Origin of the sequence: Shewanella gelidimarina, assembly GCF_023283945.1 — a bacterium.
Taxonomy (GTDB): Bacteria; Pseudomonadota; Gammaproteobacteria; order Enterobacterales; family Shewanellaceae; genus Shewanella; species Shewanella gelidimarina.
Map to the genome: position 1 here is coordinate 1 of NZ_JAKIKW010000043.1, position 14,237 is coordinate 14,237.

At 45.4% G+C, this 14,237-nt stretch carries 28 protein-coding genes; all 28 read left to right on the forward strand.

Features of this window, described 5'->3' with window-relative positions; all coding sequences use genetic code 11:
• The first annotated feature begins 416 nt into the window (after nucleotides 1–416).
• The 28 genes from rpsJ to rplQ all read left to right on the forward strand — a co-directional run bounded on the left by rpsJ (nucleotide 417) and on the right by rplQ (nucleotide 14,029).
• Complete coding sequence (gene rpsJ / locus L2729_RS20925; protein ID WP_005503530.1) at nucleotides 417–728, forward strand: 30S ribosomal protein S10; 312 nt, start codon at nucleotides 417–419, stop codon at nucleotides 726–728.
• A 24-nt stretch (nucleotides 729–752) separates the two neighbouring features.
• The gene (gene rplC / locus L2729_RS20930; RefSeq protein WP_101088984.1) at nucleotides 753–1,391 is read left to right on the forward strand and encodes a 50S ribosomal protein L3; all 639 of its coding nucleotides are present in this window, start codon (nucleotides 753–755) and stop codon (nucleotides 1,389–1,391) included.
• 17 nt (nucleotides 1,392–1,408) lie between these two features.
• On the forward strand, nucleotides 1,409–2,014 hold the full coding sequence (gene rplD, locus L2729_RS20935; RefSeq protein ID WP_101088985.1) for a 50S ribosomal protein L4: 606 nt from the start codon (nucleotides 1,409–1,411) through the stop codon (nucleotides 2,012–2,014).
• A complete protein-coding gene (gene rplW, locus L2729_RS20940; RefSeq protein WP_101088986.1) occupies nucleotides 2,011–2,313 on the forward strand; it encodes a 50S ribosomal protein L23 in 303 nt (100 codons plus the stop codon). The genes rplD and rplW overlap by 4 nt, the downstream gene beginning before the upstream one ends.
• 16 nt (nucleotides 2,314–2,329) lie before the next feature.
• Nucleotides 2,330–3,157 carry a 50S ribosomal protein L2 gene (gene rplB, locus L2729_RS20945; protein WP_101088987.1) on the forward strand — a complete coding sequence of 276 codons (828 nt, stop codon included), beginning with the start codon at nucleotides 2,330–2,332 and terminating at the stop codon, nucleotides 3,155–3,157.
• Between the two features lie 11 nt (nucleotides 3,158–3,168).
• Entirely contained in the window at nucleotides 3,169–3,447 is a 279-nt protein-coding gene (gene rpsS, locus L2729_RS20950) for a 30S ribosomal protein S19 (RefSeq protein WP_006083596.1), read from the forward strand.
• 15 nt (nucleotides 3,448–3,462) lie between these two features.
• Nucleotides 3,463–3,795 carry a 50S ribosomal protein L22 gene (gene rplV / locus L2729_RS20955; RefSeq protein ID WP_101088988.1) on the forward strand — a complete coding sequence of 111 codons (333 nt, stop codon included), beginning with the start codon at nucleotides 3,463–3,465 and terminating at the stop codon, nucleotides 3,793–3,795.
• 9 nt (nucleotides 3,796–3,804) lie between these two features.
• Nucleotides 3,805–4,494 carry a 30S ribosomal protein S3 gene (gene rpsC, locus L2729_RS20960; protein WP_101088989.1) on the forward strand — a complete coding sequence of 230 codons (690 nt, stop codon included), beginning with the start codon at nucleotides 3,805–3,807 and terminating at the stop codon, nucleotides 4,492–4,494.
• A gap of 11 nt (nucleotides 4,495–4,505) precedes the next feature.
• A complete protein-coding gene (rplP, locus tag L2729_RS20965; protein ID WP_101088990.1) occupies nucleotides 4,506–4,916 on the forward strand; it encodes a 50S ribosomal protein L16 in 411 nt (136 codons plus the stop codon).
• Nucleotides 4,916–5,107, forward strand: coding sequence for a 50S ribosomal protein L29 (gene rpmC / locus L2729_RS20970; RefSeq protein ID WP_101088991.1), 192 nt, complete (start codon nucleotides 4,916–4,918; stop codon nucleotides 5,105–5,107). The genes rplP and rpmC overlap by 1 nt, the downstream gene beginning before the upstream one ends.
• Nucleotides 5,107–5,355 carry a 30S ribosomal protein S17 gene (gene rpsQ / locus L2729_RS20975; RefSeq protein ID WP_101088992.1) on the forward strand — a complete coding sequence of 83 codons (249 nt, stop codon included), beginning with the start codon at nucleotides 5,107–5,109 and terminating at the stop codon, nucleotides 5,353–5,355. Before rpmC ends, rpsQ begins: the two co-directional genes overlap by 1 nt.
• Nucleotides 5,356–5,537: 182 nt before the next feature.
• The gene (gene rplN / locus L2729_RS20980; protein ID WP_011863976.1) at nucleotides 5,538–5,906 is read left to right on the forward strand and encodes a 50S ribosomal protein L14; all 369 of its coding nucleotides are present in this window, start codon (nucleotides 5,538–5,540) and stop codon (nucleotides 5,904–5,906) included.
• 11 nt (nucleotides 5,907–5,917) lie between these two features.
• Nucleotides 5,918–6,232, forward strand: coding sequence for a 50S ribosomal protein L24 (rplX, locus tag L2729_RS20985; RefSeq protein ID WP_101088993.1), 315 nt, complete (start codon nucleotides 5,918–5,920; stop codon nucleotides 6,230–6,232).
• A gap of 12 nt (nucleotides 6,233–6,244) precedes the next feature.
• Nucleotides 6,245–6,784 (forward strand): 50S ribosomal protein L5, encoded by a 540-nt coding sequence (gene rplE, locus L2729_RS20990; RefSeq protein ID WP_101088994.1) that lies wholly within the window; start codon nucleotides 6,245–6,247, stop codon nucleotides 6,782–6,784.
• A 10-nt stretch (nucleotides 6,785–6,794) separates the two neighbouring features.
• Nucleotides 6,795–7,100: a 30S ribosomal protein S14 gene (rpsN, locus tag L2729_RS20995; protein WP_248989996.1), complete on the forward strand. Its 306-nt coding sequence runs from the start codon at nucleotides 6,795–6,797 to the stop codon at nucleotides 7,098–7,100.
• Nucleotides 7,101–7,124: 24 nt separating this feature from the next.
• Nucleotides 7,125–7,517 carry a 30S ribosomal protein S8 gene (rpsH, locus tag L2729_RS21000; RefSeq protein WP_101088996.1) on the forward strand — a complete coding sequence of 131 codons (393 nt, stop codon included), beginning with the start codon at nucleotides 7,125–7,127 and terminating at the stop codon, nucleotides 7,515–7,517.
• A gap of 10 nt (nucleotides 7,518–7,527) precedes the next feature.
• The gene (gene rplF / locus L2729_RS21005) at nucleotides 7,528–8,058 is read left to right on the forward strand and encodes a 50S ribosomal protein L6 (protein ID WP_101088997.1); all 531 of its coding nucleotides are present in this window, start codon (nucleotides 7,528–7,530) and stop codon (nucleotides 8,056–8,058) included.
• Nucleotides 8,059–8,068: 10 nt separating this feature from the next.
• On the forward strand, nucleotides 8,069–8,419 hold the full coding sequence (rplR, locus tag L2729_RS21010) for a 50S ribosomal protein L18 (protein WP_202287025.1): 351 nt from the start codon (nucleotides 8,069–8,071) through the stop codon (nucleotides 8,417–8,419).
• Nucleotides 8,420–8,432: 13 nt separating this feature from the next.
• Nucleotides 8,433–8,936, forward strand: a complete 504-nt coding sequence (gene rpsE, locus L2729_RS21015; RefSeq protein ID WP_101088999.1) for a 30S ribosomal protein S5 — start codon at nucleotides 8,433–8,435, stop codon at nucleotides 8,934–8,936.
• Between the two features lie 5 nt (nucleotides 8,937–8,941).
• Entirely contained in the window at nucleotides 8,942–9,127 is a 186-nt protein-coding gene (rpmD, locus tag L2729_RS21020; protein ID WP_041410757.1) for a 50S ribosomal protein L30, read from the forward strand.
• Between the two features lies 1 nt (nucleotide 9,128).
• Nucleotides 9,129–9,563 carry a 50S ribosomal protein L15 gene (rplO, locus tag L2729_RS21025; protein ID WP_101089000.1) on the forward strand — a complete coding sequence of 145 codons (435 nt, stop codon included), beginning with the start codon at nucleotides 9,129–9,131 and terminating at the stop codon, nucleotides 9,561–9,563.
• 7 nt (nucleotides 9,564–9,570) lie between these two features.
• A complete protein-coding gene (secY, locus tag L2729_RS21030) occupies nucleotides 9,571–10,911 on the forward strand; it encodes a preprotein translocase subunit SecY (RefSeq protein ID WP_101089001.1) in 1,341 nt (446 codons plus the stop codon).
• Nucleotides 10,912–10,934: 23 nt separating this feature from the next.
• Nucleotides 10,935–11,048 carry a 50S ribosomal protein L36 gene (gene rpmJ / locus L2729_RS21035; RefSeq protein WP_006083579.1) on the forward strand — a complete coding sequence of 38 codons (114 nt, stop codon included), beginning with the start codon at nucleotides 10,935–10,937 and terminating at the stop codon, nucleotides 11,046–11,048.
• Nucleotides 11,049–11,163: 115 nt separating this feature from the next.
• Entirely contained in the window at nucleotides 11,164–11,520 is a 357-nt protein-coding gene (gene rpsM, locus L2729_RS21040; RefSeq protein ID WP_101089002.1) for a 30S ribosomal protein S13, read from the forward strand.
• A gap of 14 nt (nucleotides 11,521–11,534) precedes the next feature.
• Complete coding sequence (gene rpsK, locus L2729_RS21045; RefSeq protein ID WP_012153476.1) at nucleotides 11,535–11,927, forward strand: 30S ribosomal protein S11; 393 nt, start codon at nucleotides 11,535–11,537, stop codon at nucleotides 11,925–11,927.
• Nucleotides 11,928–11,962: 35 nt separating this feature from the next.
• Nucleotides 11,963–12,583, forward strand: a complete 621-nt coding sequence (rpsD, locus tag L2729_RS21050; RefSeq protein ID WP_101089003.1) for a 30S ribosomal protein S4 — start codon at nucleotides 11,963–11,965, stop codon at nucleotides 12,581–12,583.
• A gap of 24 nt (nucleotides 12,584–12,607) precedes the next feature.
• Nucleotides 12,608–13,597, forward strand: coding sequence for a DNA-directed RNA polymerase subunit alpha (locus L2729_RS21055; RefSeq protein ID WP_101089004.1), 990 nt, complete (start codon nucleotides 12,608–12,610; stop codon nucleotides 13,595–13,597).
• 39 nt (nucleotides 13,598–13,636) lie between these two features.
• Nucleotides 13,637–14,029, forward strand: a complete 393-nt coding sequence (gene rplQ, locus L2729_RS21060) for a 50S ribosomal protein L17 (RefSeq protein ID WP_101089005.1) — start codon at nucleotides 13,637–13,639, stop codon at nucleotides 14,027–14,029.
• Nucleotides 14,030–14,237: the final 208 nt, after the last annotated feature.

A 14,237-nucleotide genomic window follows, 5' to 3' on the forward strand; every position in this document is an offset into this window, starting at 1 on the left:
CTATCCGTGAAGGTGGCCGTACTGTTGGTGCTGGTGTTGTAGCTAAGATTGTTGCTTAATAGCAACGAGTCTTAACTCAATATCAAAAAAGGCAGCTTAGGCTGCCTTTTTTATTTCCGAAAGAAAGTTATTGGGGCTAGTAATCTTGATCTGGCTCGGTATAATGACCGCCACTTTATTGAATTCTGTCTATTTGACGGTATTTCAAACAGTGGGGTTGATCTGAGCGCTAAAGTCAGTATAATACCCCCTCGCCTTAACCATTAGGCGATTTAAATTGGTCTACCCTTGAGGTTGACGTAAAAAAACAGCGACTCCAATTGTGAGTCGAACGGTTAAATCATCTCGCTCTGCTTTTCCAAAAGGAAGAAGCTAGAGGGTGATTTTTTATGTGTACATTTTAGGAGCTCTGGTCAATGCAGAACCAAAGAATCCGTATCCGCTTAAAAGGATTTGATCATCGTTTGATTGATCAGTCTACTGCGGAAATCGTTGAAACTGCTAAGCGTACAGGCGCACAGGTTCGTGGTCCAATTCCACTTCCTACGCGTAAAGAACGTTATACCATTTTGACTTCTCCACACGTTAATAAAGATGCGCGTGATCAGTACGAACTTCGTACTCACAAGCGTCTTGTTGATATCGTCGAGCCGACTGAAAAGACTGTAGACGCACTTATGCGTTTAGATCTTGCAGCGGGTGTTGACGTTCAAATTAGCTTGGGTTAATTGAGCTTAGAAGAGGTTTGAGAGATGGCTATCGGTCTTATCGGTCGTAAAGTAGGTATGACACGTATCTTCAATGAAGATGGCGCGTCGGTACCTGTAACAGTAATTGAAATTGCTGCTAACCGTGTAACCCAAGTGAGAACTTTGGATACAGACGGTTACCGCGCACTTCAAGTAACTACTGGTACTAAAAAAGCTAATCGCATCACTAAACCAGAAGCAGGTCACTTTGCTAAGGCAGGCGTTGAAGCCGGTCGTGGTTTATGGGAAATGCGTTTGGCAGATGGTGAAGGTGAAGGTATCGAAGTTGGTGCTGAGCTTAATGTAGATATTTTCGCTGAAATTGCGAAAGTAGATGTAACTGGTCAATCAAAAGGTAAAGGCTTCCAAGGCGGTATTAAGCGTTGGAACTTCCATGCCCAAGATATGACTCATGGTAACTCTTTGGCTCATAGATCTAACGGTTCTATTGGTCAAAACCAGACACCTGGTCGCGTTTTCAAAGGTAAGAAAATGTCAGGCCACATGGGTGCAGAGCGTGTTACTACGCAGAATCTAGACGTTATACGTGTAGATGCTGAACGTAACTTGCTACTGGTTAAGGGTGCAGTTCCAGGCGCTACTAATGGCGACCTGATCATCAAACCAGCTGTTAAAGCTTAAGGTCTGAGGAGATAGTAATGGAATTGGTATTGAAAGACGCACAGAGTGCTCTTGAAGTTTCCGAAACTACCTTCGGCCGTGACTTTAATGAAGCACTGGTTCATCAGGTAGTTGTAGCTTACGCTGCAAACGCACGTCAGGGCACTCGTGCTCAAAAGACTCGTGCAGAAGTAGTTGGCTCTGGCAAAAAGCCATGGCGCCAAAAAGGTACTGGCCGCGCACGTGCCGGTACTGTTAAAGGCCCAATCTGGCGTGGCGGTGGCGTAACATTCGCTGCTAAAGCACAAGATCACAGCCAAAAAGTTAACAAGAAGATGTACCGCGGAGCGCTGAAAAGCATATTCTCTGAATTGGTACGTCAAGACCGTCTTATCGTTGTTGAGTCGTTTAGTGTTGATGCTCCTAAAACTAAAGAGCTGAAAGCTAAACTTGCTGAAATGCAACTTGAAGACGTGTTGATTGTTACTCCAGAAGTTGACGAGAACTTGTTCTTAGCTGCTCGTAACTTGTACAAAGTTGATGTTCGTGATGTTGCTGGTATTGATCCAGTTAGCCTTATCGCATTCAACAAAGTACTCGTAACTGCTGAAGCTATTAAGCAAATCGAGGAGATGCTGGGATGATAAGCGAAGAACGTTTGTTAAAAGTTATTCTTGCTCCACATGTTTCTGAAAAGAGCACTGTGAACGCTGAGAAAACCAATACAGTTGTTTTCCGTGTAGCTATCGATGCAACTAAAGCTGAAGTTAAAGCTGCAGTAGCACAGCTATTCGAAGTTGAAGTCGATTCAGTTCGCACTTTAGTTAACAAAGGTAAAACTAAGCGTCACGGTGCCCGTACAGGCCGTCGTAGCGATTGGAAAAAAGCCTATGTTACTCTAGCTGAAGGTGCTGACATCGATTTCGTCGGCGGCGCTGAATAAGCAAAGGAGAATTATCGTGGCAGTTATTAAGTGTAAGCCAACCTCTCCAGGTCGTCGCCACCTAGTTAAAGTGGTGAACAACGATCTGCATAAAGGTAAACCTTTTGCAGGCCTGTTGGCTAAGAAATCAAAAAGTGGTGGCCGTAACAATACTGGTCGTATCACTGTCCGCCACATTGGTGGTGGTCATAAGCAACATTATCGTCTAATCGACTTTAAGCGTAATAAAGACAGTATCCCTGCGAAGGTTGAACGTTTGGAATATGATCCAAACCGTACAGCTAACATCGCTTTGGTACTTTACGCTGACGGTGAGCGTCGTTACATCATTGCCGCTAAAGGCATGAAAGCTGGAGATGCAATCCAGTCTGGTATCGATGCAGAGATCAAGAGCGGTAACGCATTGCCTCTACGTAATATCCCTGTGGGTAGCGTAGTGCACGCAGTCGAAATGAAGCCTGGTAAAGGTGCTCAAATCGCTCGTTCTGCTGGTGCTTATGTACAAGTTATTGCTCGTGATGGCGCATACGCCACTCTACGTCTTCGCTCTGGCGAAATGCGTAAAGTGCCGGTTGATTGCCGCGCGACATTGGGTGAAGTTGGTAACGCCGAGCATATGCTACGCCAGTTAGGTAAAGCAGGTGCTAAACGCTGGAGAGGCGTACGCCCGACAGTTCGTGGTGTTGCAATGAACCCAGTTGATCACCCACATGGTGGTGGTGAAGGCCGTACATCTGGTGGCCGTCACCCTGTTTCACCTTGGGGTATGCCTACTAAGGGTTATAAGACTCGTAGTAACAAACGCACCGACAAGTACATTGTACGTCGTCGCAATAAAAAGTAAGAGGATTCGCCATGCCACGTTCTCTCAAGAAAGGTCCATTCATTGACCTACACTTGCTGAAGAAGGTAGAGAAAGCGATGGAAGCTGGAGACAAGAAGCCTATTAAGACTTGGTCTCGCCGCTCTATGATCATCCCTAATATGATTGGGTTGACCATCGCTGTCCATAATGGTCGTCAGCACGTACCTGTGTTCGTAACTGACGAAATGATCGGCCACAAGCTTGGTGAGTTTTCACCAACACGCACTTATCGCGGCCATGCTGCAGATAAGAAAGCGAAGAAGCGTTAATACGGGAGGAATAAGATGGAAGTTTTAGCTATACATCGTTTTGCCCGTACGTCGCCTCAAAAGTGTCGTTTGGTTGCAGATCAAATCCGTGGACTGCCTGTTGCTAAGGCTCTCGAAATTCTAACTTTCAGCCCTAAGAAAGCTGCCGTACTTGTTAAAAAAGTACTGGACTCTGCTATCGCCAATGCTGAGCACAATGAAGGTGCTGACATTGACGAATTAAGAGTTGGAAAGATTATGATCGATGAAGGTCCAACTATGAAGCGTATCATGCCACGTGCCAAAGGCCGTGCTGATCGCATAATCAAGCGTACCAGCCACATTACTGTGGTTGTATCAGATCGCTAGGAGTTAGCAATGGGACAGAAAGTACATCCTAATGGTATCCGTCTGGGTATCACTAAGCCTTGGATCTCGACATGGTACGCTGACAAGTCAGACTATGCCAATAACTTGAATAGTGACTGGGAAGTGCGTAAGTTTCTTGAAAAGAAGCTTAAGCAAGCATCAGTTTCTAAAATTGTTATCGAGCGTCCAGCTAAAAGTGTTCGTGTTACTATCCACACAGCCCGTCCAGGTGTTGTGATTGGTAAGAAAGGCGAAGACGTAGAAAAGCTACGCAATGCAGTTGCTAAATTGACTGGTATTCCAGCTCAAATTAACATCGCTGAGATCCGTAAGCCTGAGCTAGATGCTAAGCTTGTTGCCGATGGCATCGCTTCGCAGTTAGAGCGTCGTGTTATGTTCCGTCGTGCTATGAAGCGCGCAGTTCAAAACGCAATGCGTCTTGGCGCGAAAGGTATCAAGGTACAAGTTAGCGGCCGTCTAGGCGGCGCTGAAATTGCGCGCTCGGAATGGTATCGTGAAGGTCGTGTACCTTTGCATACTCTTCGTGCTGATATCGACTATTCTACTTCTGAGAGTCACACTCAATACGGTGTGATTGGCGTTAAAGTTTGGGTCTTCAAAGGTGAAGTTCTAGACGGTATCGTTCCTCAGCATGAAGAGCCGAAACAGCAGCCGAAGCGCAAGCCTCGCGGTAAATAGGAGAGCTGGCAATGCTGCAACCAAAAAGAACAAAGTTCCGCAAAATGTTCAAAGGCCGTAACCGCGGTCTTGCGAACGGCACTGAAGTAAGCTTCGGTGAATTCGGTTTGAAAGCTGTTGGACGTGGTCGTCTAACTGCTCGTCAAATTGAAGCTGCGCGTCGTGCTATGACACGTCATATTAAACGTCAAGGTCAAATCTGGATCCGCGTTTTCCCTGATAAGCCAATTACCTCTAAGCCTCTTGAAGTGCGTATGGGTAAAGGTAAGGGTAACGTTGAATATTGGGTAGCCCAAATTCAACCAGGTAAGGTTCTTTATGAGATGAATGGTGTACCAGAAGAGTTGGCTCGTGAAGCTTTCGCTCTTGCTGCTTCCAAGTTGCCTCTTAAGACTACCTTCGTAACTAAGACGGTGATGTAATGAAAGCGAGCGAACTAACAGAAAAGAGCGTTGAAGAATTGAACGCTGAACTGCTTGGTCTGCTGCGTGAGCAGTTTAATCTGCGTATGCAACACGCCACTGGTCAGTTGACTCAAACTCAACAGCTTAAAATCGTGCGTCGTAACATTGCGCGCGTTAAGACCATTATTACTTCTAAGGCGGGTGTGTAATGACTGATAATATCCGTACTTTACAGGGTCGAGTACTTAGCAACAAGATGGACAAGTCTATCACTGTTGCTATTGAGCGTAAGGTTAAACATCCGTTATACGGTAAGTTCCTTAAGCGTACTACTAAGATCCATGCTCATGATGAGCAGAATCAGTGTAATGCTGGTGATGTCGTGACTATTCGCGAATGTCGCCCGCTGTCTAAGACTAAGTCTTGGACTCTGGTTGAAGTAGTAACAAAAGCCTAATATTATTAGGCGTTTAGGTAAACGGCTCCATTGCTTGGAGCCGTTTGTATTTTTAGTACTATCTATTCCTATTTTTGGGTGTTACACTTGCGCGCCAAATTTGACTAAATTAAAGTCTAAATTTGGACAGAAAATGTACCCCCTTTGTGGGAATGTGAAGTAACGATAGCGGAGCACTTAAAATGATCCAAATGCAATCGACTCTAGAAGTCGCCTGTAACAGTGGCGCTCGTAGAGTTCAGTGTATTAAGGTCTTGGGTGGCTCTCATCGTCGTTATGCCGGAATCGGCGACGTCATCAAGGTTTCTGTAAAGGAAGCTATTCCTCGCGGTAAAGCGAAGAAAGGTGATGTATATAACGCGGTGGTAGTCCGTACTAAGAAAGGCGTACGTCGTCCAGACGGTTCTGTCATTCGCTTCGATCGGAACGCAGCGGTTTTGCTTAACGCAAACCTTGCACCGATTGGTACTCGTATCTTTGGACCAGTGACACGTGAATTGCGTACAGAGCAATTTATGAAAATTGTCTCGCTGGCACCAGAAGTACTGTAAGGAGCTTCAAAATGGCAGCAAAAATACGTCGTCAAGACGAAGTAATTGTACTAGCTGGTAAAGACCAGGGGAAACGCGGTAATGTTTCTCAAGTTCTTACTACTGGTAAATTAATTGTAGAAGGTCTTAACCTTGTCAAGAAACACCAAAAGCCAAACCCACAATTGGGCGTAGCTGGCGGTATTGTTGAGCAAGAAGCACCGATACAAGCATCAAACGTAGCGATTTTCAACTCTGCCACTGGCAAAGCTGATCGCGTTGGTTTCCGATTTGAAGACGGCAAAAAAGTCCGTTTCTTTAAGTCGAACAGTGAACTCGTAAAGTAATTGGAGTAAACGATGGCGAAACTGCATGATAAATATAAAGAGACTGTTAGTCCTGAACTTGTAACAAAGTTTGGTTTTAGCAGTGTCATGCAAGTCCCTCGGATTGAAAAGATCACCCTTAATATGGGTGTTGGCGAAGCAGTAGCAGATAAGAAAGTTATGGAGCATGCGCTCCGTGACATGACTGCTATCGCTGGTCAGAAGCCAGTAGTGACTGTAGCTCGTAAGTCAGTTGCTGGTTTTAAAATCCGTGAAGGCTACCCAATAGGCTGTAAGGTTACACTACGCGGTGAGCGTATGTGGGAATTCTTAGAGCGTTTAGTAGATATCGCAATCCCGCGTATCCGTGATTTCCGTGGTATGAGTGTTAAATCATTCGACGGTCGTGGAAACTATGCGATGGGCGTGCGTGAGCAAATAATCTTTCCAGAGATCGAATACGATAAAATCGATAAGATCCGCGGTATGGATATTGTAATCACTACTTCTGCGAAGAATGATGAAGAAGGCCGAGCTTTGCTCGAAGGCTTTAACTTCCCATTCAAGAAATAAGGGTAGCGTAATGGCAAAAAGTTCAATGAAAGCACGTGAAGCAAAACGTGCCAAGCTCGTAGCTAAGTTCGCTGAAAAGCGTCTAGCTCTTAAAGCTATCATTAGCAGCTCAACTACTTCTGATGAAGAACGTTGGGATGCCGTACTTAAGTTACAAGCTCTTCCACGTGACTCTAGCGCAGCGCGTCAGCGCAATCGCTGTAGTCAAACTGGTCGCCCACATGGTTTCCTACGTAAATTCGGCCTTAGCCGTATTAAATTACGTGAAGCAACTATGCGCGGTGAAGTTCCTGGCCTACGTAAAGCCAGCTGGTAAGCACTTGTCACGGAGTAAGCTAATATGAGCATGCAAGATCCTATTGCGGATATGTTAACACGTATTCGTAACGGCCAAGCTGCTAAACACGTATCTGTGAAGATGCCTTCTGCTAAGCTAAAAATCGCTATTGCGAAAATGCTTAAAGAAGAAGGTTATATCACTGACTACGCCGTAGCAGATGAAGCCAAGCCTGAATTGGAAATTACTTTAAAGTACTTTCAAGGTCAGCCAGTCGTAGAGACTATCCAGCGCGTTAGCCGTCCGGGACTTCGTATTTACAAAAGTAAAAACGAACTTCCAAAGGTTATGGGCGGACTGGGTGTCGCTATCGTGTCCACTTCTAAAGGTTTGATGACTGATCGTACTGCCCGCCAAAATGGCATGGGCGGGGAAGTTATCTGCTACGTAGCATAAGGAGCTAGCAATGTCTCGTGTCGCAAAAGCACCAGTCGCTATTCCTGCCGGCGTAGAAGTGACTTTAAACGAACAAACTATCACCGTAAAAGGTACTAAAGGTAGTTTGACTCGAGTTATAAACACTGACGTTTCTATTGTTATTGAAGACAATGAAATTAAGTGTAGCCCAATTGAAGGCGTGAAAACTGCCGCTCAAGCGGGTACAGCTCGAGCTTTAATCAACAATATGGTTGTTGGTGTAACAGTAGGCTTTGAAAAGAAACTACAGTTAATTGGTGTCGGTTACCGTGCGAAAATCGCTGGTAAAGGTATTGATTTAACTTTAGGTTTTTCTCACCCACTGGTCCACGAACTTCCTGACGGCGTAACAGCAGAGTGTCCTAGCCAAACTGAAATCGTACTGAAAGGTACTGATAAGCAGTTAATTGGTCAGGTAGCTGCTGAGATTCGCAGCCATCGTCCACCAGAGCCTTATAAAGGTAAAGGTGTTCGCTACGCTGATGAACAAGTACGCCGTAAAGAGGCTAAGAAGAAGTAGGTAACGCGATATGGATAAGAAAACATCTCGCTTACGCCGCGCACTACGCGCCCGTAAGAAGATCCAAGAGCTGGGCGTTAATCGTCTGGTTGTACATCGTACACCACGTCATACTTACGCTCAGGTCATTAGTCCTGAAAACGTAGTGTTGGCGGCAGCTTCTACTGCTGAGAAAGCAGTATCAGAGCAGCTAAAGTACACTGGTAACGTTGATGCAGCTAAAGTAGTGGGTAAAACCGTTGCTGAGCGCGCTATCGAAAAAGGCGTAGCTGTAGTTGCATTCGATCGTTCCGGCTTCAAGTATCACGGACGCGTTGCTGCATTAGCAGACGCCGCTCGTGAAGCTGGCCTCAAGTTCTAAGGAATGATGAAAAATGGCTAAATTTGAAGCTCAACAAAAAGACGATCTGCAAGAGAAGTTAGTTGCAGTTAATCGTGTTTCTAAAGTAGTTAAAGGCGGACGTATCTTTAGCTTCACTGCACTAACTGTAGTCGGTGATGGTAACGGTAAAGTCGGTTTTGGCTATGGTAAAGCGCGTGAAGTACCAGCAGCAATTCAGAAAGCAATGGAAAAGGCTCGCCGTAACATTGTGAACGTTGAATTGAACAACGGTACTTTACACCACCCTGTAAAGGGTCGTCATACTGGATCGCGTGTTTACATGCAGCCAGCCTCTGACGGTACCGGTATTATTGCCGGTGGCGCAATGCGTGCCGTATTGGAAGTAGCAGGCGTTCATAACGTTCTGTCAAAAGCATACGGTTCTACTAACCCGATTAACATCGTTCGCGCAACTGTAGATGCGTTGGTGCACATGAAGTCACCATCACAAATTGCAGCTAAGCGTGGCCTGAATGTTAAAGAAATTCGAGGTTAAGCACCATGGCTACTAAAACACTTAAAGTAACTCAGACTAAAAGTTCAATTGGACGTTTGCCTAAGCATCGTGCAACTTTGACTGGTCTAGGTTTACGCCGCATTAATCATACAGTCGAAGTTGAAGATACTCCTTCAGTTCGCGGTATGATTAACAAGGTTTACTACATGGTTTCGGTGGAGGAAGTATAAGATGCGTCTAAATACTCTATCACCTGCTGCAGGTGCTAAATCAGCAGCTAAGCGTGTAGGTCGCGGTATCGGTTCTGGGACTGGTAAAACTTGTGGCCGCGGTCACAAGGGACAGAAGTCTCGTTCAGGCGGCGGCGTTCGCGTCGGTTTCGAGGGTGGTCAAATGCCACTTAAGATTCGTCTACCTAAGTTTGGTTTTACCTCGCGTCGTGCGTTGGTATCAGCAGAAGTTCGCATTAGCGAACTAGCTAAAGTTAACGGTGATGTTATCGACCTAAATGCGCTGAAAGATGCGAATCTAGTTACTCGCAACATACAGTTTGCTAAAATCGTTCTTTCAGGTACCATTGAGCGCCCTGTGACCGTTAAAGGTCTAAAGGCAACCAAAGGTGCACGTGCAGCTATTGAAGCTGCCGGTGGCAAGATCGAGGAATAATACGTCGATGGCAAAACCAGGACTTGATTTAAAAAGCGCGAAGGGCGGTTTATCTGAATTGAAAACCCGCCTGCTGTTCGTGATTGGTGCAATTATCGTCTTTAGAGCCGGTTCGTTTGTACCAATTCCTGGTATTGACGCTGCTGTACTAGCAGAGCTGTTTAATCAGCAAAAGGGTACCATCTTAGGCATGTTTAACATGTTCTCTGGTGGCGCCCTTGAACGTGCCTCTATTTTTGCATTAGGTATCATGCCGTATATTTCGGCATCGATCATTATGCAGTTATTGACAGTCGTTCATCCTGCTCTCGCTGAATTGAAAAAGGAAGGCGAGTCAGGGCGAAAGAAGATTAGTCAATACACTAGATACGGCACATTGGTCCTGGGTACGTTCCAGGCAATCGGTATCGCAACAGGTCTTCCGAACTTAGTTCCAGGTTTAGTAGTAAACCTAGGATTCGGATTTTACTTTGTAGCGGTTGTGAGTTTAGTCACTGGAACAATGTTCCTTATGTGGTTAGGTGAGCAAATTACCGAAAGAGGCATTGGTAATGGTATCTCGATATTAATTTTCGCAGGTATTGTTGCAGGTCTACCATCTGCTATCGGTCAAACGGCTGAGCAGGCGCGTCAAGGCGACATAAGTGTACTAGTATTGTTGTTGCTGGCAGTAATTGTTTTTGCTGTCACATATTTTGTGGTATTTGTAGAGCGTGGACAACGACGTATTGTTGTTAACTATGCTAAGCGTCAACAAGGCCGAAAGGTTTTTGCAGCGCAAAGCACTCATTTACCGCTGAAGATAAATATGGCTGGTGTTATACCACCTATTTTTGCGTCCAGCATAATTTTGTTTCCAGGCACACTGGCTCAGTGGTTTGGACAAAATGAGTCCTTGTCATGGTTAAGTGATTTTTCACTTGCTGTGTCACCGGGACAACCGTTGTACTCATTGTTATATGCAACAGCGATTATCTTTTTCTGTTTCTTCTATACTGCGTTGGTGTTTAACCCTCGCGAAACAGCAGATAACTTGAAGAAGAGTGGTGCGTTTATTCCCGGGATTCGTCCTGGAGAACAGACTTCGCGTTACATTGATAAAGTAATGACCCGCCTGACATTAGCCGGTGCGTTGTACATTACGTTTATCTGCTTAATTCCGGAGTTCATGTTAATTGCGTGGAAAGTACAGTTCTATTTTGGCGGTACTTCGCTACTTATTATGGTAGTCGTAATCATGGACTTCATGGCTCAAGTTCAGACCCATATGATGTCTCATCAGTATGAGTCTGTAATGAAGAAAGCTAATTTGGTAAACAAAGCGAATTTAGATCGTTTTGGTCGCTAACCTAGCAATCTCGGAGTGATGAAATGAAAGTTCGAGCTTCCGTGAAGAAGATCTGCCGTAACTGCAAGATCGTAAAGCGTAGTGGTGTTGTTCGTGTGATTTGTGTTGAACCTAAACACAAACAACGTCAAGGCTAAAAGAAAGATTTGACCAGCCCAGTCGGGGCTGGTCAAAATATTATTTGCTAAATTGTCGTCTGTCGAGTATCCTACCGGGCTTTTCACAGATGACCTTTAACTTGAGGAGTGCATAGTGGCCCGTATCGCTGGCATTAACATTCCTGATCAAAAGCATGCAGTCATTGCATTGACTGCTATTTTCGGCATTGGCCGTACTCGCGCACAAGCAATTTGCGCGGCTACTTCAATTGCTGAAGATGCTAAGATCAAGGAATTGAGCGAAGCTCAAATAGATACTCTACGCGAAGAAGTTGCCAACTACATTGTAGAAGGTGATTTACGTCGCGAAGTTTCCATGAACATCAAGCGTCTTATGGACCTTGGTTGTTACCGTGGCCTTCGCCATCGTCGTAGCCTTCCCCTTCGTGGGCAACGTACTAAGACCAATGCGCGTACGCGTAAAGGTCCACGTAAACCAATTAGAAAGTAACGGGGTAATCCACAATGGCTAAAGTTCCGTCACGTTCTCCGCGTAAGCGTGTACGTAAACAGGTTGCTGATGGTATGGCGCATATACATGCGTCTTTCAACAACACTATTATTACCATTACAGATCGTCAAGGTAACGCACTATCTTGGGCAACTTCTGGTGGTTCAGGTTTCCGTGGTTCACGTAAATCTACCCCATTTGCTGCACAGGTTGCTGCTGAGCGTGCAGGTACTGCTGCTCAGGATTACGGTGTTAAGAACCTTGAAGTTTTTGTGAAGGGTCCAGGTCCAGGGCGCGAATCAGCGATTCGTGCACTAAATTCGGTTGGTTATAAAATTACTAACATTACCGATGTGACGCCTATCCCTCATAATGGTTGTCGTCCTCCTAAGAAACGTCGCGTTTAATTCGTCGTTTTTAATAGGATCGTTGGAGAAAGAACATGGCAAGATACTTGGGTCCAAAGCTCAAGCTCAGCCGCAGAGAAGGTACTGACCTTTTCCTAAAAAGCGGTGTGAGAGCAATTGATTCGAAGTGTAAGCTTGAAACTGCACCTGGACAACACGGCGCTCGTAAGACCCGTCTGTCTGAGTATGGCGTACAGCTACGCGAGAAACAAAAAGTTCGTCGTATTTATGGTGTGCTAGAAAAGCAATTCCGTAACTACTACAAAGATGCTGCACGTACTAAAGGTAACACTGGTGAAAACCTACTTACTCTTTTAGAAACCCGTCTTGATAACGTAGTTTATCGTATGGGCTTTGGTGCAACACGCGCTGAATCACGTCAGCTAATTAGCCATAAGTCAATTATGGTTAATGGTAGCGTCGTTAACATTCCATCATTCAAAGTGTCTGCGAATGATGTAGTGAGCGTTCGCGAGAAGTCACGTACTCAAGCTCGTATTAAAGCGGCTTTAGAAGTGTCGGCTCAACGCGAAAAGCCAACATGGGTTGAAGTTGACAGCACTAAGATGGAAGGTGCTTTTAAGCGTCTACCTGAACGTAGTGATTTGTCTGCGGAAATTAACGAACAGCTGATCGTCGAACTTTACTCTAAGTAAAGTTAAAACAAAAGAGAGGACACAATGCAGGGTTCTGTTACAGAATTTCTTAAACCGCGTCTCGTTGATATCGAGCAGGTTAATCCAACACGTGCCAGAGTTACACTGGAGCCGCTAGAGCGTGGTTTTGGTCACACTTTAGGTAACGCGTTGCGTCGTATCCTATTGTCGTCTATGCCAGGCTGCGCGGTAACCGAAGTAGAGATCGATGGTGTACTGCATGAATACAGTAGCAAGGAAGGCGTGCAAGAAGATATCCTCGAGATATTGCTTAACCTTAAAGGTTTAGCAGTTGTTATCGAAGGGAAAGACGAAGCTATGCTTACGCTTAGTAAGTCAGGCGCAGGCCCTGTTACTGCAGCAGATATCACGCATGATGGTGATGTTACTATCATGAATCCTGACCATGTTATCTGTCATTTGACAGGTAATAATGACGTCAGCATGCGTATCCGCGTAGAGCGTGGTCGTGGTTATGTACCGGCTTCTGCCCGTGCACAAACTGAAGACGATGATCGCCCTATCGGCCGTTTGTTGGTTGATTCTTCGTTCTCACCTGTAGCTCGCATTGCTTATAATGTTGAAGCCGCACGTGTTGAACAGCGTACAGACTTAGATAAACTCGTTATTGATATGACCACAAACGGTACTATCGATCCCGAGGAAGCAATACGTCGTTCTGCAACAATTTTGGCTGAACAGCTAGATGCGTTTGTTGAATTACGTGATGTGACTGAGGCTGCACCAGTCGAAGAGAAGCCGGAGTTCGATCCGATATTGTTGCGTCCTGTCGACGATTTAGAGCTAACTGTACGTTCAGCCAACTGTTTGAAGGCTGAAGCGATTCATTACATCGGCGATCTGGTACAACGCACTGAAGTTGAGCTGTTGAAAACACCTAACTTGGGTAAGAAATCTCTTACCGAAATTAAGGATGTTCTTGCATCTCGCGGACTGTCGTTAGGTATGCGTCTCGAAAACTGGCCTCCAGCTAGTTTAGTAGACGACCTTTAAGTCCAGATTAGTACAGATATAGGTAATAAGGATTAGGTCATGCGCCATCGTAAGAGTGGTCGTCAACTAAATCGTAACAGCAGTCATCGTAAAGCTATGTTTCGCAACATGGCATGCTCAATAGTTCGTCACGAAGTGATCCGAACTACTGTAGCTAAAGCGAAAGAACTGCGTCGCGTAGTTGAACCTCTGATAACACTTGCTAAGAGTGATAGTGTTGCAAACCGCCGTTTGGCATTTGCACGTACTCGCGACGCTGAAGTCGTTGGTAAATTATTTACAGAATTGGGTCCACGCTTCCAGGAACGTCCTGGTGGTTACACTCGTATTCTTAAGTGCGGTCTACGTACTGGTGATAAAGCGCCTATGGCGTATATTGAACTAGTAGGTCGTCCTGAAGCAGCTGAAGCTGTTGAAGACACTGCAGAGTAAATAAGTCTTAGTTATAAAAGGCCGAACAATATGTTCGGCCTTTTTTATGTCCGATGCATTAATGACTTGACTGGTTTAGCTGTTTATTTTTATCTGAACAGCCACAGCCACAGCCACAGCCACAGCCACAGCCACAGCCACAGCCACAGCCACAGCCACAGCCACAGCCACAGCCACAGCCACAGCCACAGCCACAGCCACAGCCACA